At 40.0% G+C, this 20,665-nt stretch carries 23 protein-coding genes; 19 read left to right on the top strand and 4 right to left on the bottom strand.

Going from position 1 to position 20,665, the window contains the following annotated elements; translation table 11 throughout:
• Positions 1-26 precede the first annotated feature (26 nt).
• Positions 27-1,004 (top strand): NADPH:quinone oxidoreductase family protein, encoded by a 978-nt coding sequence (locus BM043_RS07075; RefSeq protein WP_092790201.1) that lies wholly within the window; start codon positions 27-29, stop codon positions 1,002-1,004.
• A 50-nt stretch (positions 1,005-1,054) separates the two neighbouring features.
• Here the strand turns inward: BM043_RS07075 and BM043_RS07070 are convergent, their stop codons facing one another.
• A complete protein-coding gene (locus tag BM043_RS07070) occupies positions 1,055-1,477 on the bottom strand; it encodes an organic hydroperoxide resistance protein (RefSeq protein ID WP_092790198.1) in 423 nt (140 codons plus the stop codon).
• A 6-nt stretch (positions 1,478-1,483) separates the two neighbouring features.
• A complete protein-coding gene (locus BM043_RS07065) occupies positions 1,484-1,906 on the bottom strand; it encodes a MarR family winged helix-turn-helix transcriptional regulator (RefSeq protein WP_092790196.1) in 423 nt (140 codons plus the stop codon).
• Positions 1,907-2,013: 107 nt separating this feature from the next.
• Between BM043_RS07065 and BM043_RS07060 the strand changes: the two genes are divergently transcribed.
• Together BM043_RS07060 and BM043_RS07055 are read left to right on the top strand one after the other, a co-directional pair.
• Positions 2,014-2,592 carry a Crp/Fnr family transcriptional regulator gene (locus tag BM043_RS07060; protein ID WP_092790194.1) on the top strand — a complete coding sequence of 193 codons (579 nt, stop codon included), beginning with the start codon at positions 2,014-2,016 and terminating at the stop codon, positions 2,590-2,592.
• Between the two features lie 75 nt (positions 2,593-2,667).
• Positions 2,668-3,327: a hypothetical protein gene (locus BM043_RS07055; protein ID WP_092790192.1), complete on the top strand. Its 660-nt coding sequence runs from the start codon at positions 2,668-2,670 to the stop codon at positions 3,325-3,327.
• Between the two features lie 2 nt (positions 3,328-3,329).
• Here BM043_RS07055 and BM043_RS07050 read toward each other — a convergent pair whose 3' ends face one another.
• A complete protein-coding gene (locus tag BM043_RS07050) occupies positions 3,330-3,824 on the bottom strand; it encodes a DUF6702 family protein (protein WP_092790190.1) in 495 nt (164 codons plus the stop codon).
• An 85-nt stretch (positions 3,825-3,909) separates the two neighbouring features.
• Here BM043_RS07050 and BM043_RS07045 point away from each other — a divergent pair, with 85 nt between their 5' ends.
• The 16 genes from BM043_RS07045 to BM043_RS06975 all read left to right on the top strand — a co-directional run bounded on the left by BM043_RS07045 (position 3,910) and on the right by BM043_RS06975 (position 19,552).
• Entirely contained in the window at positions 3,910-4,491 is a 582-nt protein-coding gene (locus BM043_RS07045; protein WP_092790188.1) for a HupE/UreJ family protein, read from the top strand.
• Between the two features lie 13 nt (positions 4,492-4,504).
• Positions 4,505-6,841: a M1 family metallopeptidase gene (locus BM043_RS07040; protein WP_092790186.1), complete on the top strand. Its 2,337-nt coding sequence runs from the start codon at positions 4,505-4,507 to the stop codon at positions 6,839-6,841.
• A 590-nt stretch (positions 6,842-7,431) separates the two neighbouring features.
• On the top strand, positions 7,432-8,538 hold the full coding sequence (locus tag BM043_RS07035; protein ID WP_092790184.1) for a Fic family protein: 1,107 nt from the start codon (positions 7,432-7,434) through the stop codon (positions 8,536-8,538).
• A 431-nt stretch (positions 8,539-8,969) separates the two neighbouring features.
• Positions 8,970-10,592 (top strand): AHH domain-containing protein, encoded by a 1,623-nt coding sequence (locus BM043_RS07030; RefSeq protein ID WP_143189492.1) that lies wholly within the window; start codon positions 8,970-8,972, stop codon positions 10,590-10,592.
• A complete protein-coding gene (locus BM043_RS07025; protein ID WP_092790181.1) occupies positions 10,589-11,308 on the top strand; it encodes a hypothetical protein in 720 nt (239 codons plus the stop codon). The genes BM043_RS07030 and BM043_RS07025 overlap by 4 nt, the downstream gene beginning before the upstream one ends.
• A 59-nt stretch (positions 11,309-11,367) precedes the next feature.
• On the top strand, positions 11,368-11,856 hold the full coding sequence (locus BM043_RS07020) for a hypothetical protein (RefSeq protein ID WP_092790178.1): 489 nt from the start codon (positions 11,368-11,370) through the stop codon (positions 11,854-11,856).
• A gap of 261 nt (positions 11,857-12,117) precedes the next feature.
• A complete protein-coding gene (locus tag BM043_RS07015; RefSeq protein ID WP_092790176.1) occupies positions 12,118-12,789 on the top strand; it encodes a hypothetical protein in 672 nt (223 codons plus the stop codon).
• 335 nt (positions 12,790-13,124) lie between these two features.
• Complete coding sequence (locus BM043_RS07010) at positions 13,125-13,844, top strand: hypothetical protein (RefSeq protein WP_092790174.1); 720 nt, start codon at positions 13,125-13,127, stop codon at positions 13,842-13,844.
• A gap of 57 nt (positions 13,845-13,901) precedes the next feature.
• Entirely contained in the window at positions 13,902-14,390 is a 489-nt protein-coding gene (locus BM043_RS07005) for a hypothetical protein (protein WP_092790172.1), read from the top strand.
• A gap of 478 nt (positions 14,391-14,868) precedes the next feature.
• Positions 14,869-15,345: a hypothetical protein gene (locus tag BM043_RS07000; protein WP_092790170.1), complete on the top strand. Its 477-nt coding sequence runs from the start codon at positions 14,869-14,871 to the stop codon at positions 15,343-15,345.
• A 130-nt stretch (positions 15,346-15,475) separates the two neighbouring features.
• Positions 15,476-16,018, top strand: coding sequence for a hypothetical protein (locus BM043_RS06995; RefSeq protein ID WP_092790168.1), 543 nt, complete (start codon positions 15,476-15,478; stop codon positions 16,016-16,018).
• Between the two features lie 417 nt (positions 16,019-16,435).
• Complete coding sequence (locus BM043_RS19610) at positions 16,436-16,597, top strand: hypothetical protein (protein ID WP_218144132.1); 162 nt, start codon at positions 16,436-16,438, stop codon at positions 16,595-16,597.
• 78 nt (positions 16,598-16,675) lie between these two features.
• A complete protein-coding gene (locus tag BM043_RS06990; protein ID WP_092790167.1) occupies positions 16,676-17,848 on the top strand; it encodes a DUF4221 family protein in 1,173 nt (390 codons plus the stop codon).
• Between the two features lie 52 nt (positions 17,849-17,900).
• Positions 17,901-18,293: a hypothetical protein gene (locus BM043_RS06985; RefSeq protein ID WP_143189489.1), complete on the top strand. Its 393-nt coding sequence runs from the start codon at positions 17,901-17,903 to the stop codon at positions 18,291-18,293.
• Between the two features lie 115 nt (positions 18,294-18,408).
• Positions 18,409-18,699, top strand: a complete 291-nt coding sequence (locus BM043_RS06980) for an energy transducer TonB (protein ID WP_218144131.1) — start codon at positions 18,409-18,411, stop codon at positions 18,697-18,699.
• A 4-nt stretch (positions 18,700-18,703) separates the two neighbouring features.
• Positions 18,704-19,552 carry a protein kinase domain-containing protein gene (locus BM043_RS06975; RefSeq protein ID WP_177188433.1) on the top strand — a complete coding sequence of 283 codons (849 nt, stop codon included), beginning with the start codon at positions 18,704-18,706 and terminating at the stop codon, positions 19,550-19,552.
• On the opposite strand, the gene BM043_RS06970 is transcribed toward BM043_RS06975, so the two are convergent.
• Positions 19,538-20,656 (bottom strand): amidohydrolase, encoded by a 1,119-nt coding sequence (locus BM043_RS06970; RefSeq protein WP_092790161.1) that lies wholly within the window; start codon positions 20,654-20,656, stop codon positions 19,538-19,540. The genes BM043_RS06975 and BM043_RS06970 overlap by 15 nt on opposite strands.
• Positions 20,657-20,665 lie beyond the last annotated feature (9 nt).

Raw genomic sequence — 20,665 nt, 5'->3', positions numbered from 1 at the left:
CTCTGTGACATCGATTACAAAAGCCCATGAAAGCGATTATTTGCGAAAAATTTGGAATGCCTGAAAGCTTGATTTTCGGTGATTTGCCTGATCCGAAAATCAATTCGAACCAAGTACTGATCGAGGTGGCTGCCTGCGGAGTCAATTTTCCCGATACACTGATTATTCAGGGAAAATATCAGTTTAAACCCGATTTGCCCTTTTCTCCAGGAGGGGAAGTTGCCGGAAAAGTGATTGATTTGGGAGAAAAGGTAAAAAATTATCAAATCGGCGACTCGGTTTTGGCGCTTTGTGGCTGGGGAGGATTTGCAGAAAAAGTAGCCGTGGATGTAAATCGGATTTTTGCGTTGCCCAAAGGCATCCCCGCTGAAATCGCCGCGACGACACTTTACACTTATGGCACCTCTTTTCATGCGCTGAAAGACCGGGGTAAATTGAAATCCGGAGAAACTTTACTCGTCCTCGGAGCAGCCGGAGGAGTTGGGTTGGCCGCTGTGGAGTTGGGGAAATTGATGGGTGCAAAAGTCATAGCCGTAGCATCCTCCCAAGAGAAACTCGAGCTGTGTCGTGAAAAGGGAGCTACAGCAACGATCAATTATGAATCCGAAGATCTCAAGTCCCGCATCAAAGAACTGACGAATGGAAATGGCGCAGATGTGATTTTTGATCCTGTGGGAGGGCATTATTCGGAGCCTGCATTTCGAAGTATAGCCTGGAAAGGGCGCTATTTGGTGGTGGGCTTTGCAAACGGGGAAATACCGAAAATCCCGCTGAACTTACCTTTGCTAAAAGGGGCCTCGATCGTGGGTGTTTTTTGGGGTCAATTTTCAAAATTGGAACAAGAAAAAAGTACAGAAAACATTTTCCAACTGATGAAAATGATTCGAGAAGGAAAAATCAAACAGCATATTGGAAAGCGCTATCCTCTCGATGAGGCACCTGAAGCTCTTCGAACTATGATGGATCGGAAAATGCTGGGAAAAGGGGTGGTTTTGGTGAAATGAAAAGAGGCAGAGTAAAATCCGCCTCCCTTATTTTTTTATGTTTCAACCCCCTATTCGATCGCTTTTACCTTCACCTCAATATTACCGCGCGTAGCTTTAGAATAGGGACAAACCTCATGAGCGGCTTCGGCTAATTTTTGGGCATGTTCTAAAGATTCTGCATGCGGAATTTTTACCTCAATATCCACTGCAAGTCCAAAACTTCCAGGTCCGTAATTTCCCAAATGAACTTTAGCTTTTACCTCAGAGTCCCGAAGACTGGTTTTGCCTGCCACTGCACCCAAAGCTCCTCCAAAGCAGGAAGCGTAAGCAGCGGCAAAAAATTGCTCGGGATTGGTTTTTTCACCATCTCCACCGATCTCCTTTGGCATAGAAACCTCAAAATCCAATTTGCCATCATCAGTTTTGACATGACCTTTTCTACCTCCTGTATTGATGGCTACAGCAGTGTAATCGATATTCAGTTTTTCCATAAGTAATTAGTGTGATTTAAGCTTTTCTAACAAGCTCTGAAGCGAATGGTTTAGGGATTTGACAAAATCTGGCTCTAAAAATGACAGCTCCGTCTCAAGATCTGATAAAAGGGCATTCGTTTTAGTTTGGAGTGATTTGCCAGGATAAGTGAGTTCTATCCGGACTTTTCGCTCATCAGCTTCACTCCGGATGCGCATCACATAGTTTTGTGCCTCCAGTTTTTTAAGCAGTGGAGTCAGTGTACCTGAATCGAGTTCCAATCTTTCCCCGATTTGGTTGACAAAAAGCCCGTCCTCCTCCCAAAGTATGGAAAGCGTCAAAAACTGCGTGTAAGTCAAATCAAGAGATTTTAATTTTTCTTGAAAAATCTGAATCAACAGTCGGGAACTGCTATAAAGTGCTAATGAAAAGCTTGATATGGAATTCATAGGTCTTCGTTTTAGATTTTACTCAATTTAATTTGATTCTTGTTAAATTAAAAGATAAGCCAAGATTTTATAAGATATTGAGTATATTTTTATCCAAATCAATTCACATGACCCAACTCAAAATTCCAATTTCAACTTATTTTATAGAGCATACAGCTATCTCAGAATCTGAATTTTCGGAGATTGAACCTTATTTTCTAAGTAAACAATTCAAAAAAGGTGAATTCATTCTTCATGCAGGTGCAGTTTGCAATTTTATGCTTTTCGTCGAATCAGGGTGTATTAGATTGTTTAATGTTACTGAGGAAGGGGAAGAGTTTACCCGATATTTTGGGATTGAAGGGAAGTTTGGGACAGCACTTTCGAGTTTGATCAGTGGAGAACCTGCGTTTGAATTTATTCAGGCATTGGAGTTCACAGAGGCAAAAATTATTTCCAAGGCGGATTTTTACAGCTTGGTCGAAAGTCATCCTGCTGTCAATAAGGTCTATCGGGGTATTTTGGAAATGGCCTATACTACTTCCCAGCGAAGGATTTATAACCTTCAGGGGGAGAGTGCCCTCGATCGATTGAAGTGGCTGATGAAGTATCAGCCGGGAATTTTGGCCCGTCTATCCAGCAAGGTAATCGCAAGCTACGTCGGTGTGACTCCCTTCACCTTAAGTCGTCTAAAATCAGAGCTTTAGAATAAAGTCTTGCCCTAGCGCAAGATTTTGGAAAATGATCCGCTTCACTTTTGTGATAAACAAATTCACAAAACGATGAAGCACTTCAAATCTTGGATTTCCCTAGTTTTCATTCTTGGATTTCCTATCAAAATGCTTTTTGCACAAGCACCCGAACCCCCGATTCCAATCGAAATAATGCCTTCGAGTGATCAACTTTATTTCCAAATGGTTGTCAAAAAGCAATTTGCGCCGACGAGCCAGTTCAATTTTTTCACAGTCACCACTTTCACTGCGAATTATCAAAATGATATGAGAAAGTCGTCTGTCCTCATTCCCGCACAGATTCAATATGAATTTGGGAAAAAAGGCTTTGGAGTAATGGCTGGAGGTGAAATGAATTCGGTGATTGGCTTTTATCCTGTTTTCGGGCCGCTCCATACCTATGCCTCAAAGGAATTTTTAGCTGTGACCGTGGCTACTTTTTATGTCAATCAAGAGCAGGACTTCAAGCTTTTTGGGCTGTATGAATACAAGCCTGTTCTTTCTGAAAAATGGACGCTTTATACTCGTTTGCAGTTTATTTACAATCAAAGTATTCGCGAAGGAGATCACAATCGAAGCTACCTCTATCTGCGGGCGGGGCTAAAAAAAGGCCCGATGATTTTTGGGATAGGCGCAAACCTCGATCAATTCGGCCCGGATAAACAGTATAGGGATTCATTTGGGCTATTTGTCAGATGGGAATTGCGCTAAAATTAAAACTCCAACTCATCCACTTCATTTCCTTTTCCCAAAAGCAAACTGCTGGGACTTCGGCTAGTGCCTTTGTACACGTGAACGATGTTTTGCTGGGTTTCAAAATCATCAATCAGAATACTATTCTGTACCCGGATTTTAGAATTCCAGGCTTGAGGTTCAGATTCCAAGTAAAACCAAGCGGCGTCTTCCTCGACTTCATAGCCCAAGACTCGTAACTCAAGTGCCTTTCCGTCAATCCACAGTTTGTTTTTTTCCAACAAGTATGTTTCTACTTGAGCCAGAAGTTTGTCCGGATCTTCAGGTTCAAGAAAGTCGATTTCCTCTTGATGAAATTCCCTTAGGCTGACTTCCAAATCGTCCCAAAAGATTTTCTGGGAAATTTCAAATCGTTGGCTTTCTGGGTTTTGTCGGATTTCGGTCAAACTGATGAAAAATGGATGCGCCATGACCATCCATCCCAGACTAATTATGAATATGTAAAACTGTTGCATTTGGAAGTACTCGCTGTGTCTTTTGTGGGGATAATCCCGTATAATTGCCGCAATTTACTTCTATTGAAGTATATAATCACCGACCATGAACACATTTGAGCTTTATTTTAAATTAGGCCTTCAGCATATATTGGATATTCAGGGTTACGATCATATCCTGTTTGTGTTGGCGCTCTGTGCGGTATTTACGGGAAGAGATTGGAAAAAGATCTTGATTCTCGTCACCGCTTTTACGATTGGGCACTCCTTGACCTTGGCTTTGGCTACCTTTAAAATCGTCAATGTTCGCTCGGATGTGATCGAGTTTTTGATTCCGGTGACCATTGCCATTACCGCATTTATGACGATATTGAAACCCCGACCTAGTTCCGGACGCGGGGTCCAACTCAATTATTTCTTCGCTCTGTTTTTTGGATTGATTCATGGATTGGGTTTTTCCAATTATCTCCGCGAGCTTTTGGGAAAAGAGGCGTCGATTTGGCAACCGCTATTGGCTTTTAATCTGGGATTGGAAGCGGGGCAATTGGTCATTGTGGGAGCATTTCTGCTGCTGACCTCCATTTTGGTGGGAATAGCAGGAGTAAATAAGCGGGACTGGGCCTTGGTTGTGTCTTCGATGGTTTTGGGAGTGGCTTTGGTATTAATGTTAGAAACGAAATTCTGGTAATAAATATAATTCTATGAGAAAATTTGGACTCGCTATCGCTTTGTTTGCGTTGGTTTCGACCGAAGGCTGGTCACAGGCTCGCCGATCGGAGCAAAATCATGCTGAGCGTTTTGAGCAACTCGGAACGATGCTTCGCTCACCTAATGTGTACCGTACCGCTTCGGGTGCTCCAGGACACATGTATTGGCAGCAGCAGGCCAATTATGTGATCGATGTGGAGCTCAATGATGACAATCAATCCATCAAAGGATCCCAGACAGTCACTTATATCAACAATTCCCCGGACCAACTCACCTACCTTTGGGTGCAGCTGGAAGAAAACCAACGAGGCCCAGAGTCTGAGGCACCGAAAGTTGCGGAAAGTTCCATCAATTCTCGAATGACCATGCGAACTTTGGAAGGCATTCTTTGGGAAAATGAGGAGTTTGGCTACAAGGTGTTGGATGTGAAGGATGAAAATGGGAATGCCCTTTCTGTCGCAGTAAATAAAACCATGATGCGAATCGATCTGCCGGAGCCTTTGAAAGCGGGAGAAACTTTTTCCTTCAAAGTAGACTGGTCCTTCAATATCACAGACAGGATGAGCTACATTTCAGGCCGTCCAGGCTATGAGTATTTTCCAGAAGATGGGAATTACCTCTACACCATGGCCGAGTGGTTTCCAAGAATGGCAGTCTACTCCGATTTTGAAGGCTGGCAAAACAAGCAGTTCCTTGGAAGAGGAGAGTTTGCGTTGACTTTTGGGGATTATGAAGTCCGAATTACCGTTCCGGCCGATCACATGGTAGGGGCCACCGGAGTTTTGCAGAATCCAGAAGAAGTACTTTCCGCTACCGAACTGGAGCGATGGAACAAAGCCAAGCAAACCTATGACAATCCGGTGATTATCCGGACTCAAGGGGAAGCCGAAAAACTGGAGAAGGGAAAATCAACTGAAAAGAAAACCTGGATTTTCAAAGCTGAAAATGTGCGTGATTTCGCTTGGACTTCTTCCAGAAAATTCATCTGGGATGCCATGGCCGTAAAGCAGGGCGGAAAGGATGTGATGGCCATGTCTTACTATGCCAAAGAAGGCAATCCGCTTTGGGAGCAATACTCCACACGAGTAGTGGCCCATACAATTAAATCCTATTCTGAAAAAACCTTTGACTACCCTTACCCCACCGCAATCTCAGTAGAAGGAAGCAATGGGATGGAATACCCGATGATTTGCTTCAACTATGGTCGTCCCGACAAAGACGGCACCTATTCGGAAGCCGTGAAATACGGAATGATCTCTGTGATCATTCATGAAGTGGGGCATAACTTTTTCCCTATGATCGTCAACTCCGATGAGCGTCAGTGGACTTGGATGGATGAGGGTTTGAATACCTTTATGCAGTTTATGGCTGAGCAGGAATGGGATCGGGATTATCCTTCCCGTCGGGGTCCGGCCCATAAAATTGTGCCTTACATGAGAAGTGAAAAGCAGTACCTGGAGCCGATCATGACCAATTCGGAAAATATCATTCAGTTTGGCCCTAATGCGTATGCCAAGCCGGCTACCGCTTTGAATATTTTACGGGAGACGGTGATGGGAAGAGAGCTGTTTGACTTTGCCTTTAAAGAATATGCAAGAAGATGGATGTTTAAGCATCCGACCCCAGAGGATTTATTCCGTACGATGGAAGATGCTTCGGCTGTCGATCTGGATTGGTTCTGGAGAGGATGGTTTTATGAGACCGAACCGGTGGATATTGCCATTCAGGATGTAAAATGGTTTAAGTTGGATAATCGAACTCCTGCCGAAAAGAAAGCAGCAGATCAGGCTGAATTCGAGCGAGAGGAAACTTACATCAGTAAGGAGTTTAACAAAGCTGATGTGCCACAGACCGTGTTGGAAGCCGATCCTGCAACGCGTGATTTCTACAATAGCTACGATCGATTTGCGATTACTCCCGAGGATGAGGAAGAATACAAGCGATTTATGGCGAGTCTGACAGATAAAGAGCGAGAGTTGCTCAATTCGGATCTAAATTTCTACGAGCTTACTTTCGAGAATGTAGGCGGCTTGGTCATGCCTTTGATCATTGAGTTTCAGTATGCTGATGGTACCTCGGAGATCGAGCGGATTCCTGCCGAAATCTGGAAGCTGAATGAAACGCAGGTGACCAAAGTTTTCCCTAAGAAAAAAGAAGTTGTGCAGTTTGTTTTGGATCCGTATCGGGAGACAGCTGATATCGATGAGTCGAGCAACTACTGGCCAAGACAGTATCAGCCTACGCGCTTCGAACTCTTCAAAGGTCGAGGTGGCGCAAGAGGAGCTTCTACTGGGGATAACCCAATGAAGCGGGCACAGAAGAAAAAGTAATTAGACCTGCAAATTCCCCCAAGTGGTGAGAGACATTCACCATGGCGAAAAAGAACCGACAGTTTTCACCACCCTCCAAGGGCTTCAAGTCCCTTGGAGGGTTTTTATTTTTAATTCACTATTTCCTAGCTAAGTCGCTGTCCTGCGTCTCAAGACGCTCGACTTTCTGACCAGTAAAGACTGGAAGACAGTTAGCTGGAGAAGGATTGAAAAAACTATGTGCCCTAAGTCTGTGTGGTTGAGAAAAAAAGGGGAACCACATAGTCACATAGCTTTGAGATGACTAATTGCAATAAAAATTGAGAAACTGGATGAGCTGAGGGACTCGACTTGGAAAATTACAAATCTTTCGATCGTGCTTCGAGATTACAAATCTCGAATAGCAGAGAAAAATATCCACCCTCCAAGGGATTCCGAAATATCAGGATTCCTTGGAGGTTTTTTCTTATCTTTCCTGCTATCGATGATATTTTTGATAACCAGTTTTTCCAAAATTTTCGGATCAGTTATAGCAGGCATGAGCCGAATAACTTTTTTATTCGGCTCAAAATAAATGTATATTTGAGTCGATTAGTAAAATATTTTTACTCATGACTTACAATTGGCAACACCAGCATTGGCCTAACTTTCATTATGATTTGGAGGGAATACGGCCTTTGTTTTTGGAGTTTGCTTTAGAATGGGCTGAGTTGAATGGGATGGAAAAAGGGCTCACGGTAGAATTGGAAGAAGAAACACTACTCAATAGCATGGTTTCCGAAGCGATCAAATCCTCCGCCATCGAGGGGGAGTTTTATAGTCGTGATGATGTGCTGTCCTCAATCAAAAATAAATTAGGGCTAAATAAAACACCGATTAGAATAAAAGACCGCTATGCCTCCGGAATTTCTGAATTGATGGTGGAAGTGAGAACTAGTTTTGGCGATCCGCTTAGTGTAGCGATGCTTAAGAATTGGCATCAAATCTTATTTGCTCATGCCCAGAATATGCGGGCTGGAGATTGGAGGTCAGGTAAAGAACCGATGCAGGTAATCTCCGGCTCGATAGGTAGGGAGGAGGTCCACTTTGAAGCTCCACCTTCCCAGCGGGTAGACAAGGAAATGAACCGGTTGGTGAAGTGGTATAATCAGTCAAAACTCCCTTTAGATGATTTCATTGGTGTTGCCTTGGTGAAGTCTGCCATCGCACATTTGTACTTTGAATCCATTCATCCCTTTGAGGATGGTAATGGGAGAATAGGAAGAGCACTTGCCGAAAAAGCCTTAGCTCAAGGGCTCAACAAACCCATTTTGTTAAGTATTTCAACTACGATAGAGTCCGATAAGCAAGCGTATTACAAGGCCTTAAAAGCCGCACAAAGCCGGTTGGAAATCACCGATTGGATCGAATATTTCATTAAGGTGATCATCATGGCCCAGCGGGACTCAAAAGCAACAATAGCCTTTCTTTTGAAAAAAGTGAAGTTCTTTGACCGGCATAAAAATTTACTGGAGGACCGACAGGCCAAAGTCATTCAAAAAATGTTTGATGCAGGACCAGCAGGATTTCAGGGAGGCATGAGTGCAAAGAAATACATGGCAATCTGCAAGGTTTCGAAGGCCACTGCAACCAGAGATTTGCAATACCTTCAACAGCACGGTCTATTGACCAAGTTTGGGAATGGGCGATCGGTAAGGTATGAATTGAATATTTCTTAATAAAAGCGAGGGGATTAAACTTTGTCGCGGAATCATGAAAGGATTCTGGTTTTTTCTCTCAAACCGAAAGAAAACCCCCAAAAAATACCCAGTTCTAGGTATTTTTTGAGACTTTTTTTAGCCTTAGGTTTGAGGAGTTAAAAATTTAAACTTTATGAAAACAGCAAACAGCAAACAGCAAACTTTTGGCTTTAAAAGAACTGATTTTTAAAGGACTTTTAGCCGTAGTCTTTTTACTAAATTTTTGGGGTTGCCAGCAGGAGATCGATACCGATCCGGCACTCGAAAAGGATACTATTGAAAGTGAACAGGGTCAATTCAAGGTGCAGTCTGCCGATCCAGCGGATCTGCAAAATCTAGGATTGAAAATGGGCAAGCGGGTTGGGGTAGATATTATACAATCCGCCCGCAATCGTGAGATTTCAGATTTTTTGTTTGATCTGGATGCGTCCCTGCTTACGCAGGATTCAACACTGAGGAAAACGTACACGGTACCTTTTCTGGAAAAGGGTGATCGGTTTAGCACCTTCAACTTGGTGGTGGTCACCGATAGCCTGGATAATCTGCTGGATCAATATGTACTAAAGTACGAATTTGACAGCATACAGTATCAGTCATTTTTAGACCATAAAGATTTTCTTCAGTCAGGGGCAATCATTAAGCGCTTTTCATTTTCCAACTTTTTCAATGATTCCAATCCTAATTTTTTGGAAAGGTGTCAGGGAGTATTTGATGGAAACAGAGACCCGGTGGTATGTGACCAAGTGACGATTGATTCAGGTTCAGGCTCCGGAGGATCTACTGGAGGAGGAGGAGATGCGTGGATTACTCCAGGTGGAGGGGGAACACCTGGAAGTGGTAGTGGATCAATTTCTTGTTCTTGGACTATAAGTTATACTCCTTGTGGCTGTGATGGTGCTTCACATACACATCTTTGCAACTGTGGAAACCAAAGTCAGGTAATTACTATTAGGTGTGATGAGGCAAATAGAAGAAAACTTGCTATCAAAAATAGTGAATTGATGACCTGTATGGATTGTGAAGTTTCTGACTTCGGCAGTCCGGCATTTACTCTTACCCGTACAGCAACAGCTATCGATCGAGAACTGGGCGGGATCCTTAGTGATTTTGAATTAGCTTACCTAAGCCAGTCCCAGAATCAGAGTTTTTCAGATGAATTACTTCAAGTTTTTCAATCGGAAATTAATGTGGATGTGGATGCCGCTCTTTTTACAGTTACGGCTGGAATGAATGGAGCTTTTTCTGGAAGGTTTAATTCCACATTTGGTTTGGCGATTGATGGACTAATGGTGGAATCAGAAGCCAATTTTTCAAACGATATAGTAATAAGGCTCCTCCAAGCCTATTTTGAAGTCAAATATGCAATTCTTAAACAGGCGAACCCCAATTGGTCTTCAGAGAAATTATTTTATGAAACGGCAAAGGAAGCTATCCACCTTGCATTAGATGGAATAGGTTTGATTGAAGGATTGGGGACACCAGCTGATTTGCTTAATGCGGGGTTATATTACTTGGAAGGAGATCGGGTCAATGGTAATCTGAGTTTGGTGGCCGCTACTCCTGTGATTGGTTTGTTTTCTACAACAGTAAAAGGAGCTTTAAGATTAAAAGGAATTATTCCCGGGACATCGAGGAAAATTTCACAAATTTGGGTGAAGGATGGTGGGCTGATCAAATTTGGTGGCACTAGGTTAAGAACTGCAATGGGTATTACGGATCCTAGCAAGCACGCTCACCACATTTTACCTTTGGAACATGTTAACCATCCGGTTATTCAAAAGGCGGCTAAAGCAAAGAATAACCCATTTCATATTAATGAAATTGATAATGGGATTGCAGTAGATATGTGGCAGAACACCAGCCATCCAAGTTATAATTCTAGAATAGAAGTAATTTTAGATTTGTATAATGAAGATTTTCCAAATGCCACTCCAGACCAGGCCATGATATTTTTACAAAATAAAATGGATCAACTATCACAACTAATCCAAAATAATCCAAACGTAAAAATTAATGATCTTAATTTCAAATGAACTATTTTGAAGTACATATAATAGGTAATGTTTGCAAAATCCAATATAATTCTGATTTCAAAGATGAAGACTTAATAATGGGGAGCCAAGAGCGAGAGGTCAAAGATTTGTCTACCTATAAAATCCATAGTCAAATACTTAAAGCTGGGGGTAAGTTTTTGGACTTCTATAGACCCTCATCAAATCTATCTATGCGGGTCATTGTATCCACAAAAGCAAAATCGCTTATAGAATCATTTAGAAAAGATAATATCCGGTATTATCCTTGCCCGGTCATCAGAGGAAAAGAACCAGTGAAAGGATTTTGGATTACAGACAAGGTAATCTTTGACGATGAATGGGTAGATTTTAGGAAATCTGAATTCTTTTTCAGAAAAAGAAAACTCATTAGTGAGGAAAGTCAACCTCGTGCCAGATATGAAGTGACTGAACAAATTATTCAATTTAAAAATCTGAATGATTTCATCAATTTCCGAGAAAAGGAAATGTGGCATATGGATGAACGATCTCCTTATAAAATATTTATAAAAGAGGGATGCCCATACCATATTCTATCCATTCATATTACAGGTCCCAGATATCTAATTGTTTCAGAGGAGCTGAAGAATGAACTCCAAAAGCAAAAAATGGACAAAGGTATTGAATTCAAACCTCTGGAAATCTCCGATGAAGAATGGTACGGTCCCAATGGGCTGAGAAAGCAATTCTATAAATAAATCAGAATTCAGCCCGGCGCAATGCTGGGCTGAATTTTCTTCAAACAAAAAGATCCCTTTTGCAACGAAAGCCATGGCCCAGTCTGGAAGAATGGGTAGAATCTGAGCAAAGTCTCCAGCAAAAAATCACCCAACTCTATGAGTCCGACCTTTCTCCAGAAGAGCAAGCAAGGGAAGCTTTAAGCTATCTGGTAGACCGCTACCAACTGCCCCTCACTCCCCTCGATATAGAAGATCGGGAATGGGAAAATGCCGGGGATTCCTGGTATCAGCCGGTATCGATGTTTGAGTTGATTGCACAATTAAAATTCGTGGAACCGAAAAACAATGATCCCCGCTATTTGGTCCTTCAATCCGCCTATTTGATCAAGCACAAACTAATCATAGACCTTTCTCAAAAGTTGGGGGACTTTCTGGACGCAGACGATCTTCAGGGCTTGGGTTATCGAGGGCAGGATATCTTTGAAGCAGAGTTGATTCCCATTAAAACTGGGGAAAGCTGGACAGATAAAGGCTGTACCTATTTTATTAAAGAGCAATTACAGTAAAAGGCAGACTATTTATTTTATTAAAAGTTGACCTTGTTTTCCAAGATGCTGAATAAGGACTTTTCTCCCCATCTGACGATTCAGATCGATAGAAAGGCTAAGGATTTCTTCAAAACTGAAAGAAAACCTCCAAAAAATACCCAGTTCTAGGTATTTTTTGGGACTTTTTTTAGCCTTAGGTTTGAGGAGTTAAAAATTTAAACTTTATGAAAACAGCAAACAGCAAACAGCTAACATTTTCTTCTAATTTGTACAGTTTTTTTGATCTTTTACAAATTGACCTCTTGTGTTCCAATTGAAGATGATATAAAAGAAATATCAATAGCAGAAAGTTCAGTTAATGAAATTTTAAAAAAGTATGATTTCCAATTAGAGGATATCAGAACCAATGAAAGCAGCGGGATAAAAATAGTTAGTCTCGCAGAATTAGAGTCGGTTATCCAAGTTCTTAAAGAAAAAATATTGGATGAAACAGTTTTAAGAAATGTATTGGATAGAAATAATTTAGAATCTATTCCCATCATCAAGTCTTCAGAAGCCTCTTTTTTTATAGAAGACAGGTTAAAAACCCAAGAATTTAAGATTAGGTGTTTGGAGAATTGGAGGAATGTTTATGGAAGAATTGGCATTAGTTCACAGACCTACATTGATATTTCATTTCAAACAGGAAATGGAGATGGACTGATTTCAAACTTTGATGCTACACTCGGTGGATTAACTTTTATGACTGCCTTAGGAAAAAACACCTTTAATAATGAACAATATGCATCAAGTTCAAACAATTATCAATATTCAGGAATTTACACCTACTCAATTCGATATGTTCTATTTGTTGAAGGAGTAGGAGATATTTGGACAAGTGAAATAAGAAATGTTCGGATAAGAGTTGATGGATGTACTGGTCAAGTTTCCTACACTGAAATTATCCCTTAAATTTTTAATTTATGAAGATGCTCAAATTCTTAAGTTACGATATAGAGATGCCGAATTCAGGGATTCTAGCTTGGCAAATTTTTGGGGTTTTGTTTATTGGTTTAATTATTTATCTAGTGATTAGAAGAAGAAAAAAATCTTAAGCCGATTCCTTAAGTGCTGCGAGCCAATGAGGAAATTTAAGAGACCTAGGTCTTTTGGTTAAATGTTGAAATATCAAACACGCACGGTTGTGAACAAAAAACTTGTCTTTTTGATCCTCCTTTTGCTGGGAATTTCTAGGTTATCTATTGCCCAAACTGAAAAAGAACTCCGCTTTAATCTTTTAATTTCCGATGAACTATTTTGAAGTACAAATACTGGACAATGTTTGCAAAATCCAATATAATTCTGATTTCAAAGATGAAGACTTAATAATGGGGAGCCAAGAGCGAGAGGTCAAAGATTTGTCTACCTATAAAATCCATAGTCAAATACTTAAAGCTGGGGGTAAGCTTTTGGACTTCTACAGACCCTCATCAAATCTATCGATGCGAGTCATTGTATCCACAAAAGCAAAATCACTTTTAGAATCCTTTAGAAAAGATAATATTCGTTATTATCCCTGCCCGGTTTTGCGAGGAAAGGAACCAATCAATGGGTATTGGATTACAGATAAAGTGATCTTCGATGATCAATGGGTGGATTTTAGTAGATCAGATTTTGTTTATATAAACAGAAAATTAATCGCCAAGGATAAGGATCCTCAAAAAGGTTATGAAAAAACAATTCAAATTATCTCTTTTAACAGTTTAAATCATCTCAATGAATTTACAGAGAATGAGATGTGGTATATGGATGAATTGAATCCTCATAGGATCTTCATCAAGGAAGGTTGTCCATATTCAATTCTTTCAATTCCTTCAACTGGGATTTTTCAACTTATATTTACTGAAGAAGTAAAAATCGAGCTCCAAAAGCAAAAAATGGACAAAGGTATTGAATTCAAACCCCTTGAGATCCCCGATGAAGAATGGTATGGTCCAAATGGCCTTAGAAAGCAGTTTTATAAATAAATCGAAATCCAGTCTTGAAAATTCAAGGCTGGATTTTCTTACTTAGAAAATTACACTATGCAACCAAAATCGTGGCCCAGTCTGGAAGAATGGGTAGAATCTGAGCAAAGTCTCCAGCAAAAAATCACCGAACTCTACGAGTCCGACCTTTCTCCAGAAGAGCAGGCAAGGGAAGCTTTAAGCTATCTGGTAGACCGCTACCAACTGCCCCTCACTCCGCTCGATATAGAAGATCGGGAATGGGAAAATGCCGGGGATTCCTGGTATCAGCCGGTATCGATGTTTGAGTTGATTGCACAATTAAAATTCGTGGAACCGAAAAACAATGATCCCCGCTATTTGGTCCTTCAATCCGCCTATTTGATCAAGCACAAACTAATCATAGACCTTTCTCAAAAGTTGGGGGACTTTCTGGACGCAGACGATCTTCAGGGCTTGGGTTATCGAGGGCAGGATATCTTTGAAGCAGAGTTGATTCCCATTAAAACTGGGGAAAGCTGGACAGATAAAGGCTGTACCTATTTTATTAAAGAGCAATTACAGTAAAAGGGAGACTACTTATTTTATTAAAAGTTGACCTTGTTTCCCAAGATTCGGAATAAGGACTTTTCTCCCCATCTGACGATTCAGATCGATAGAAAAGACTGAGGATTTCTTCAAAACCGAAAGAAAACCCCCAAAAAATACCCAGTTCTGGGTATTTTTTGGGACTTTTTTTATCCCTAGGTTTAAGGAGTTAAAAATTTAAATTTTATGAAAACAGCAAACAGCAAACAGCAAACATTTTAACCTAAGGGCACTGTTAATTTTTGGAATTTTTCCAATATTATTTTCCTGTCTTGAAAATGAAAGGTTTAATCAAAAAGACACCTCTCAACTAGAAAAAATTGCTAGCAAACACGGATTTGAGTTAAAAGAGACGACTTCAAAAAACAATCCAAATGAAAGAAGTCTACATTTAAAATCAGATGAAGTAGATTTATTTTTCCAATATCTTAGAAATGCTAGGAAGGATCCTAAGAGCGTGAACTACTCCGAACTTTCTGAAATATTCGAAAGAAATAGTTTTAATGAATATAAAGTTGGGAAAAAAGAGAAAAAATCTAGAATCAATATAATAGGTGAAAAAAGTGCTAAAATCCAATGCGTTCAAAATGCACATTTAGTAAATGCAAGAATTACAAACATGCCATTTCCAGGTCTAGATGAAGGACTTAATGGAGTAAACATTGAAATGGGGATTTCGAATGGGGAACTAAATGCTTCAAGTTTTACTATGTATGGTTTTTATCCTTTTTTGGGTGTCAGAGGGGGAAATTTAAACCAAGATATCATTCCAAATGCCAGTAATGGGTATACCTATGGGTTTCAAGCAGTATACACTGTTTCGTATTCTTTATTTATTGACGGGACTGAATTCCTTACCTATGAAAGAGTCAATCTATTAATTCGGATTGACGGCTGTTCAGGGCAGGTCTCTTGGTATTATCAAAATCCCTAAATCAAATAATTATGCAAACTTGGATTTATTTAGTGATCGTAAGTGTGATACTCCTCTTTTTGATCTTTCTTTTTTTGATTGTTTTCAAAAAAGGGTGGGGCATAATTCAGGAGTTTTTCAACAAAAAAAGATGATTAAATTAAAATATTTATTGATAGCGATGGGCTTGATAATCATCAGCGTTCCTCTCAATGCCCAAACCGAAAAAGAACTCCGCCTAAATATCATAAATCCTGGGATTGCTTGGGAAAACCCTATCGGAAAAATAACAACGATAGAATACAATATCGGAATTGGATATAATTACTCTTATCCAGATTTAAATACGATGTATGGAGAATTGGGATTTCAGGGTCAGATTGCGCCATTTGTGGATATCCAAGGTAGGAGGTATTACAATCTTGACCGAGTGGAAAGCGGGAAGCGGAAAAGTAAAAAATTTCTGGCTTTACGCTACTTGTTCTATGGTCCTCGAATTGCCGGAAATGTAAGAACAAACGAAAATTACAGTATGGCCATAGGTCCGACCTGGGGATTCAAAAAAAATTATGAGCGATGGACCTTACTGGGAAGTTTGGGCCCGATCTACTATTTTGATTTGACAGGAGCTGGGAATGTTTTTCCACTTAATTTTGAGATTAACTTCGGGTATCGCTTAAAAGGGAATCTTTAAAATAGGAGTTTAATGGATCAAAGGTCAGAATACCCCACTCGGGAATGTTCTGGCCTTTTTTATGAAAGTTTACCAAGAATACCCAAAAAAATCCCTACTCCCGTCTCAATCAATTCATCCGGGAAATCGTAGGTTCCTTCGTGGAGCTGAGGGCATCTTTCTCCGGCTCCCAAGCCAAATAAAAAAGAAGGGCAATGCTGGCTAAACAGTCCAATGTCCTCTGACCAGTGGAAGTGGTCTAAGGAAAAAATTGAAAAAAATTCAACAAATAATTTGGAAATATGGGGGGCGCAACAGCATATTTAAAGTGTAGTTCAAATCCGGCGCCAAAGTTGAGCTCACTTTTTTTAAGGTTTTTTGGCCCCAACTTAGAAAAAGCTGTGAATCAGTGGGTCTTTTACCTAATTTCAAATAAAGATGAAAAAGTTGATTCTTATGTTCTTTGCACTGGTCTTTTCTGTAAGCTCCTCTTTTGCTTATAGAACTTATGTTGAAATACGAGCAAATGGAGAAGTAATCAGTGCATGGTGTGTTAATGATGGAGGAACTTGTCTTCCAACTGTTACCATAGAAGAATAAAAAAAGAGGTATTTTGAAAAAATTGAAGTCATCGAATTCGGTGACTTCAATAATAATTTGAATTTAAGTAAAATAGGCATGAAACCCACTGGTTTTTTCTTTCTTTTTTTATGTTTTTTATTTCTTTCCATTGGCTGTAATCAGAAGTCAAAACAAACTGAAATTAAATTAATCTCAAAAGGTATTTTTGAAATTCCAATTGATGAACAAACCTCTAAATCTTGGTCTTTTATTGAAACATATGAGGACAAAAATGGGGAGTATTTGGTTTTTCATGATTTCCTTAAGACCGAGCCTAGGTTTATTCATTTTGTTAATATAAGGGATACCACTCAATCCTTTAATATACCTTTAGCAATTAATGGTCCAAATGGAATAGGGCACCTTGATGGTTTTTATGTCAGGAATTTGGATAGTATTTTCGTCTTAAACCGATACGCGTATCAACTCAATCTAGTTGATTCGTCTGGTAAGGTAAAGGATACATATCGATTAAGGGCTGATGATTCTAATGAGCCGGCTTTGGATTCTACTCTTCCCTTTCCTTGGACATTTGCTCCTATTATTGACTTAGGGGAAATGTTACTTATTCCTAGCTATCCAGACGCTCATCCATTTAAACAAGGCTATAAGCAAAAAAATCTTGCTATAGCATTAGATCCAAAATCTAAAGAATTTGAATATAAATTAGGTTTTTCAGACAAATACTTTTCATCTGGATTTTGGGGGGTGTTCTTGGAAACCCCATCCTACACTGTAAATTATAGAGATTCCGTTATTATACAGTCCTTTCCTATTGATGATCGTGTTTTTGTATTTGACTTTGATTTGAACCTGATTAACTCTCCTTCTTTGTTCAAGAACTACTATTCGGATAAATTTCATTCTCTACCAGATCTTAACATGGAAAGAGATGTTTTCTACCCAAACACTTATTCTAATCCTAGTAATAAGGCAATTATTTACGATCCATATAGGCAACTATACTATAGGACCTATCAAGAGGCTTATTCTCAGGAGGCAATAGATGAAATGCTTTATTCATCACACAGGTCCTTAAAAGAACAAGAGCAACCTAGAAAAATAATTCAGGTGATGGATTCAGATTTTAATGAGTTGGGTGTTGTTTTCTTAGAAAAAGAGAAATATTGGATAGATGATATTCAAGTTGTTCGGGATGGCTTATTAATTTGGATTGATACTGACGATGAAGACAAAAAAATATTTGAAATCTTTGAGGTTGAATATTAACGTTTTACTTCTAGCTCCACTTTTATGTATGATCCAATCTTGTAAAAGCAACTTGAAAAATGAGCCAGTCTATCTGAAAATTAGTCCTGAAAAAGTTTTCAGTTCAGACCTGACAAATTGGGATAGCTTAGAACTTTTAGTACCCCAAATAGGGTGTAGTAGCTGTATCAATCTGCTCATAGAGAAGTATTTGGAAAAAAATATTCAAACCAAGTTTAGCATGATTGGTGTGAGCTGGGAAAGGGATTTAAGACTTAATTATGGAGAAGAATTTATAGGTAACCCTAGTGTTGAAATAAATTCAGAGATCAAACATCGCTCTGTTGCAAGTGATTGTTTTGAGAGGCCTGCACTCCTGCTATCCAAAGCTGATACGGTATTTTATTTCTGTTTTAAAACAGATGAGGTTCAGGACGTTATTTCGTATTTGTCGAGCTATGAATAGAAGAAGAACATGCTTCTTTCCTTATGTTTTACTTCTTCTGTTTTTAACAGGGTTGATGACATCTTGCTCCAATTCAGGTTCATCCGGGTCGGAAGAGGTGTTTTTACTCAATCAGTTGGATAAGCAACCTGAATTTGAAGGCGGTTATGAGCAATTCATTCTCTATATATCTGAGGAAGTAAAAAAGGCCCCTGAGGGCACTTTTGATGGGATCGAAGATAAGGTTTTTATTGATTTTATAATTGATAAAGAGGGTAGTGTGTCGCATGTGTCACTTAAAAATCCCTTGCCGTCTGGAGCTGCTAAAGAATTAAAATCCATTTTGGAAAAATGTCCTGCCTGGGCACCGGGGCAAATGAACGGAAAACCTGTAGCTTCCTTCCAAACGCTACCTATAAAATTCTAAATTGGTGAACAAAGATTTTCTATTTCGTCATTTTGGGTTGAAGATTGAAGATGGGAAACCAATTTATCAATCAGACTCTAAGCTGATTCTAGCTGGCAGGTCTATTCACCATGGAGACCTGCCTGTTACCTTGAAGTTTTCAAAAATCAATTTTGATTTAATCGATACGTATGTAAAAAATTTTCAAGGTATAGCGAAATTGAAGTCCCATCCTAGTATCCTTAAACATCATGAAATTTTTAAGATTGAAACCTTTGAAATTGATTTTGATTTGGTTGAGGTATTGGAATTAGTTGAGCCTGTCCATTTTTCTGATGTATTTAATTCGGGAATGTCTTCTGGGCAATTAAAACGGATGATTACTAAATTGCTCGAAGGGTTTCAGTTTTTACATTCCAATAAAGTTCTTCACAGGGATATAAAGCCAGATAATTTGATTCTTTGTCAAGAAAAAGAAGAGTATTATTTCAAAATTATTGACTTGGATTTTTTGGGAGGCCCGGAGAACCGAATACTGGTGACTACTCCGGAGTTCTTGGCTCCAGAAGTGAATTCCTATTTAGATTATAATGTTAAATCGGAGATTTGGGCAATCGGTTTGGTGCTTTATCTACTCTTTGTAGGGAAAATGCCTTTTCAAACTAGGAAAAATGAGCTGTCTCTCGAAGAGGTTAAAAAGGAAGTTATAAACTGTGATTTTGAGTTTTCAATGCTTCCCATGCCTCTCAGAATTCCAGTTTCACTATGCTTGAAAAAGAACCCAAAAGATAGAATCGGAAGTTTAGGCCAATTGATATTCATAATGGACCCCATTTACTATATGAAATCTAGGCTAAATTCAGTTTTCGGCTAATCCTATTATATCCCAAAATATCTCCACCCCCGTCTCAATCAATTCATCCGGGAAATCATAGGTTCCTTCGTGGAGCTGAGGACAGTTTTCTCCTGCTCCCAAACCAAATAAAAAAGAAGGGCAATGCTGGCTAAACAGTCCAAAGTCCTCTGACCAGGTAAAAGGTTCGGGTTTGTCTACGGTAGAAAGCGCCAACTTTTCAGCAGCAGTTTTTACCAAACTGTACAATTCCGGGTCATTGTGCGACACGGCAAATTTCTCGACAAATTCTACCTCCAATTTCAAACGCTCCTGGTTTACTATTTTTTGAGCCAAGGCTTGTGCCTTTTCAATAAGTAAATCCAAATCTTCCTGATCAAAGGCTCTCAGGGTCATACTTAAGCTGCCCTTGCCTGCACTCGTTCCAAAGGCCAAAGTTCCCAGTTCAGCATGGATAAGCGTGAGCAAGGAAAAGCCGGGAATTTCTTTAGGCAATTGGGGAAGCTGCTGCATGAGTTGAGCTAGGGCTTGAGCGGGATTGATTCCGGCATCGGGATGGGCGGAGTGGGAGGTTTTCCCGGTGAAATGCAGTCGCATTCCGGTACTCCCCGCGGCAAATGTTCCTTTTCGCAGCACCACCTGATGAAGCGGAAAACCAGGTAAATTGTGCAGGGCAAAGGCATAATCGGGCCTGATTTCCTCAAAGCGGGAGTCGTTTAAAATGGCCTGAGCTCCTTCTCCGGTTTCCTCTGCAGGCTGAAAGAGAAGGACCACATCTCCACTTTCCGGCCGCTTCTGGGATAGTTTTTCTCCTACCCCACAGATGATCGCCATGTGCCCGTCATGCCCACATAGGTGACCCTTGCCAGGAACGTGACTTTGATGGTTGCTTTCCTTTAGATCGACTATGGGAAGCGCATCGAGCTCACAGCGAAACAGCAATCGTTTGCCGGGTTTTTTACCTTGGAATACAAAAGCTAAACCTGTTCCACCGAGCTTTTCAAGGGTTTGATCGGCTTGTAGTGGTTTAAAAAAATCCAAAATTCGCCGAGCAGTTTCAGTTTCTTCCAAAGCTATTTCGGGGTGTTGGTGTAGGGTATGTCGGAGTTGGATTAGGGAATTCATAAAATTTGA

Source organism: Algoriphagus hitonicola (assembly GCF_900113375.1).
Lineage (GTDB): Bacteria > Bacteroidota > Bacteroidia > Cytophagales > Cyclobacteriaceae > Algoriphagus > Algoriphagus hitonicola.
This window is presented reverse-complemented; position numbering and strand designations above follow the sequence as displayed.